Genomic DNA, 762 nt, shown 5'->3' on the forward strand with positions numbered 1-762 from the left:
GCTCGATCTGCTTGCCGAGTTCGCCGGAGAGGTCGCGGACGATGCGCGGCAGCTTCTGCCAGGCATTGCCGATCGGCTGCATGCGCGTCTTCATGACGCCTTCCTGCAGCTCGGCGGTGACGTTGGAGAGCCGCTGCAGCGGCACCTTGAACTCGGTGTCCTCGTTGCGGCGGGAGATCTCCAGCAGCTGGTTGCGGGTCAGAACCAGCTCGGAGACCATGGTCATGAGGTGTTCGAGGGTGTCGACATTGACCCGGATCGACTGGTTGGCGATCTTGTCGCCTTCCTGGACGTCTTCGGCGGCCGCCTTGCGGGCCGGCTTCTTCGCAGCCTCGGCCGGCTCGGCGGCGGCAGCAGCAGGCTTCGCGGCCGGCGCGGGTGCGGCGACTTCAATCTCGGTCTCGCGGAAGGCGCGCTCGAGCTCGTCGAGCGAGACCTCGCCCGGACGCAGCGGACGCTCCAGCGTCTGCACCACCAGCGTGCCTTCGGTCATTGCCGCCTGCACGGACGGAGCTTCAACGACAGGCATGTCTTCTTCAGCGGCGGCCTCACCGGCGGCCATTGCCGCCATGCCGCGCTCGACCATCGCTTCCAGCTGATCGATCAGATCGCGATCATTGCCTTCAGGCTCGGTCTCGGTCGCCTCGAGCCCGCCGAGGATCTCCTTGATGCGGTCGATCGAGGACAGGATCAGCGTCACGGCTTCCGCCTTCACCGGCATGCCGTCGCGGAATTTGCCCATCAAGGTCTCGCCGGCATGCG

General features: G+C 66.5%; 1 pseudogene. It reads right to left on the reverse strand.

What is annotated here, in order from left to right:
* Positions 1-762 (reverse strand): annotated as a pseudogene (locus tag I6F38_RS43280) (hybrid sensor histidine kinase/response regulator); the annotation flags it as partial.

Source organism: Bradyrhizobium sp. BRP56 (assembly GCF_020194035.1).
Lineage (GTDB): Bacteria > Pseudomonadota > Alphaproteobacteria > Rhizobiales > Xanthobacteraceae > Bradyrhizobium > Bradyrhizobium australafricanum.